The sequence below is a fragment of the Alteromonas sp. AMM-1 genome (genome assembly GCF_047290655.1).
Classification (GTDB): domain Bacteria; phylum Pseudomonadota; class Gammaproteobacteria; order Enterobacterales; family Alteromonadaceae; genus Alteromonas; species Alteromonas mangrovi.
Map to the genome: position 1 here is coordinate 1 of NZ_JBLBUE010000249.1, position 3,463 is coordinate 3,463.

At 47.4% G+C, this 3,463-nt stretch carries 4 protein-coding genes and 1 pseudogene; all 5 read right to left on the bottom strand.

The window, feature by feature from the left end; all coding sequences use genetic code 11:
* The coding region (locus tag ACLR2L_RS19560) for a methyltransferase domain-containing protein (protein WP_413370618.1) at positions 1-468 on the bottom strand (468 nt) is incomplete at its 3' end.
* Between the two features lie 8 nt (positions 469-476).
* Complete coding sequence (locus tag ACLR2L_RS19565; protein ID WP_413370620.1) at positions 477-1,229, bottom strand: Nif3-like dinuclear metal center hexameric protein; 753 nt, start codon at positions 1,227-1,229, stop codon at positions 477-479.
* 4 nt (positions 1,230-1,233) lie between these two features.
* Positions 1,234-1,875 (bottom strand): TetR/AcrR family transcriptional regulator, encoded by a 642-nt coding sequence (locus tag ACLR2L_RS19570; RefSeq protein WP_413370622.1) that lies wholly within the window; start codon positions 1,873-1,875, stop codon positions 1,234-1,236.
* Between the two features lie 3 nt (positions 1,876-1,878).
* The gene (gene sohB / locus ACLR2L_RS19575) at positions 1,879-2,901 is read right to left on the bottom strand and encodes a protease SohB (RefSeq protein ID WP_413370624.1); all 1,023 of its coding nucleotides are present in this window, start codon (positions 2,899-2,901) and stop codon (positions 1,879-1,881) included.
* Between the two features lie 137 nt (positions 2,902-3,038).
* Positions 3,039-3,463, bottom strand: a pseudogene (locus ACLR2L_RS19580) (hypothetical protein); the annotation flags it as partial.

Sequence of the window (3,463 nt, forward strand, 5' to 3'; positions counted from 1 at the left end):
AATGTAATCAAAATTACCGTAAACCGCATTGCCAAACAGCGCCGCATCCTTGTTAAAAAAGGTCAGGCTCAACAGGCTGCCCGGGCGCATATGCGTTGCCATATGCGCTAATGCAGCCCTGGGATCAGCCAACCACTCCAATACGGCATGACACAACACCACATCGTATTCAGCCAGGTTTGTAATACTTTGCAAATCAGCTTGATAACGGGTTACCGAATCAGGCACGTCTGACAGCGCCAGAATATCTGACGATACGTCGGTTAACGTTACCGCATGCCCTTTGTTGGCCAGATAAGCAGACATTACCCCTGTGCCGCCGCCCAGCTCAATGATATTTAGCGGTTTGTCTGGCAGCAGTTCGTCGAGCGCATCACATAACAGCTGATGACGCAGCGCGCCTTTGGTGGTGCCGTAAATATTTTTGGCAAACTTGCCAGCAATACCGTCAAAAGAGTGATCCTGCACGATGGGTCCTAGGCTGGATTGTCAATATCAACAAAGTCGACGCGTAAACCGAACTCTGAGGCAAGATGCTCGCCCAACGCTTTAATACCGTAGCGCTCGGTAGCATGATGACCCGCAGCAATAAAGCCAATGTTCATTTCCCGGGCTATATGGATGGTTTGTTCTGACACTTCACCGGTAATAAATACCTGGGCACCAGCCATTGCTGCCTGCTCGATAAAACTTTGTCCGCCACCAGTACACCAGGCAATACGGGTTATCTCGTGTTGAGCAGCAGCCTCAGTTGCTACGCAGGTTCTGCCCAGTGCTTGTTCCAACGTGCCAATTAAGCCTTCGAATGTGGTATTCACTTTGCCCTGCATAACCACGCCGTTTGGATCTACACCGGGTAGTGCCGAGATGTCGTTGCAGCCCATCAGGGCACCCAATTGCGCGTTATTGCCCCATACAGGATGCACATCAACAGGCAGGTGATAGGCAATTAAATTGATATTATGCTGAATCAGACTACCTATACGACGGCGTTTCATACCGGTTAAGGTTGGCTCTTCACCCTTCCAGAAATAGCCATGGTGAACCAAAACGGTATCAGCACCTTTTTCGATGGCGACATCAATAAGGCGCTGCGAGGCCGTAACACCCGTTACGATATGCTGAACGGTATCGCTCCCTTCAACCTGTAAACCATTCGGGCAATAGTCTTTTATGAGTCGGGTTTTTAATTCATCATCGAGGTAGCTGATTAGCTGTTGGCGTTGCATAGTGTTATCTCTCCCGGGGATACGCTTCAGCACTGATCCCTTGCGCCACAAAAGGGACTAAATGGGCTATCACATCCTGGATTTCGATGTCTTGCTGATAGTCAGCTTTTGCAATGTCTTTTAACGCCTGACTGGACGCCATGGAGAACACAAAACTTCCAATAGCAAAATGCAAACGCCAGAACAGCTCATCCGCCGGTATAGCCGGCAAGGCAAATCGCAACATACTCAACAAGTTTTCAATCGTCTTTCCGTAATTACCCAAAATGAACTTGCGCAAATGTCCCTGTGATTCGGTGTAACCCTTGCCCAACAATTGCACGAATATTTCGGTACCATTTGGTTGAATTGCATTAAGGTGCAGGAGCGGTAATGCTAACCCTTGTAACACCTGATCGACGCCTTTTCGCCCTTGCGACGGAATTACTTTCGCCAGCATCTCGTCGACTTCTGGCATGAGCACATCAAAATACCGCTTTAATACCGCCTGAATTAAGTTCTTTTTACTACCAAAGTGATAGTTCACCGACGCCAGATTAACATTAGCCCTGGCGGTGATTTCGCGCATTGATGTCTGCCCGTAGCCTTGTTCGGCAAACAAGGCTTCCGCTGCATTAATAATTCGCGCTTTGGTCTGCTTGCTCATGTATTACCGCTTGAACCACGCTGGCAGAGTATTTACAACGCGCATTAGTGCTCGCTCTGCGCCCTGCGCAAAAGACATTCCCAGCTTTTCCGCTACGTTTTTCTTCACCGCGTACTTCACTGAAAAAATGTCACGATCCGGGAATACACTCATTATGTAATCGTCCGACGTACTGATTTTATCAATTAATCCCAGTGCCAGTGCTTGCGATCCGTACCAGTATTCACCGGTTGCCACTTTTTCTATGTCCAGTTCGCTACGGTTTTCGCTTACCCAGTTTTTAAACATATCGTGAACGGCCTCCAATTCCTGCTGAAATTTTTCACGGCCTTCATCGGTGTTTTCACCAAACACGGTTAAGGTGCGCTTATACTCACCTGCAGTATGTTGTTCAAACTCTATATCATTCTTTTTTAATAACTTGTGGAAGTTTGGCAATTGAGCCAATACCCCAATTGAACCAATAATGGCAAACTGACTGGCCAACAGTTTGTCTGCGACACAGGCCATCATGTATCCGCCACTTGCTGCCACCTTATCTACCGCTACGGTAAGTGGCAGGCCTTTGTCTTTGATCCGCTTCAATTGCGCAGCGGCTAATCCGTAGCCGTGAACCACACCACCACCGCTTTCAATTTTTACCAGTACTTCATCCTGCTTTTCAGCAATGCACAGTACGGCCGTCACTTCTTCGCGTAAGCGCTCTACTTCGTGAGCATCCATTGAACCTTTGAAATCGATCACATAAAGGCGACCAGACTGATTGTCTTTTTCTGCTTTAGTCTGTTTCTGTTGTTGCTTTTGCGACTTTGCCAGTTTTTTCAGGCTGGCTTTATCCAGTATTACCTGACGCGCATAGTCGGTAATGTCTTTGAGCTGATCAGAAATCGACGTAATTTCTAAATGCCCTTTACCTTGCTTTTGTTTAGATGCGATTCCGGCAATAGCAGCCAGTACCAGCACAAAAGCGGCTACCAATGTAACGGCTTTGGCCAGAAATAATCCGTATTCGTATAAAAATTCCACAAATGCCTCTATTTTCATTCTGTTGCGTGAGCTTATCAGGCAAATAATACCAGTGATTATGAACCCTGACGACAATCTGTGTAGCAAAAAATAAGGCCAGCAAGTGCTGGCCTTATCTCACATCAATGGATTATTGATTAATTCGCAATAACACTAGTATCAGTTACCGGAATTGCCATGGCTTCTGACTTAATAAAACCAGATACCTGCAGTTGCATTTCACGGGTAACCGCTGCACTTGCTGCAGGGCTCAGGCTTGACGCATGAGCACCGCTGTTAAAGCGCACCTGACCACTCACCGTACCAGAATCAGAGGAAACCGTTGAGGTTACCTGATCCAGACCAATCATCGCCGCCATTGGATTCTGACCTGACAACGGTAGTGAAGTTACAACCGGGTTAACCTGATCTGGCAAGTTGTCGCCACCGTCGCCAACTACTGTCATGAAATGAACAGGCGTATTACTGCCCAGAATTTCAGCGTAAGCAGTTGGATCTGCGGCATCCAGAATTGACTGAGCGGCAAATCCAAACTCAGCAAAAATGCTGTTCACTTCTGCCA

Bases quoted from the DNA above. Each gene is read 5' to 3' on its own strand.
- ACLR2L_RS19565 (WP_413370620.1), bottom strand. From the start codon at position 1,229: ATGCAACGCCAACAGCTAATCAGCTACCTCGATGATGAATTAAAAACC.
- ACLR2L_RS19570 (WP_413370622.1), bottom strand. From the start codon at position 1,875: ATGAGCAAGCAGACCAAAGCGCGAATTATTAATGCAGCGGAAGCCTTG.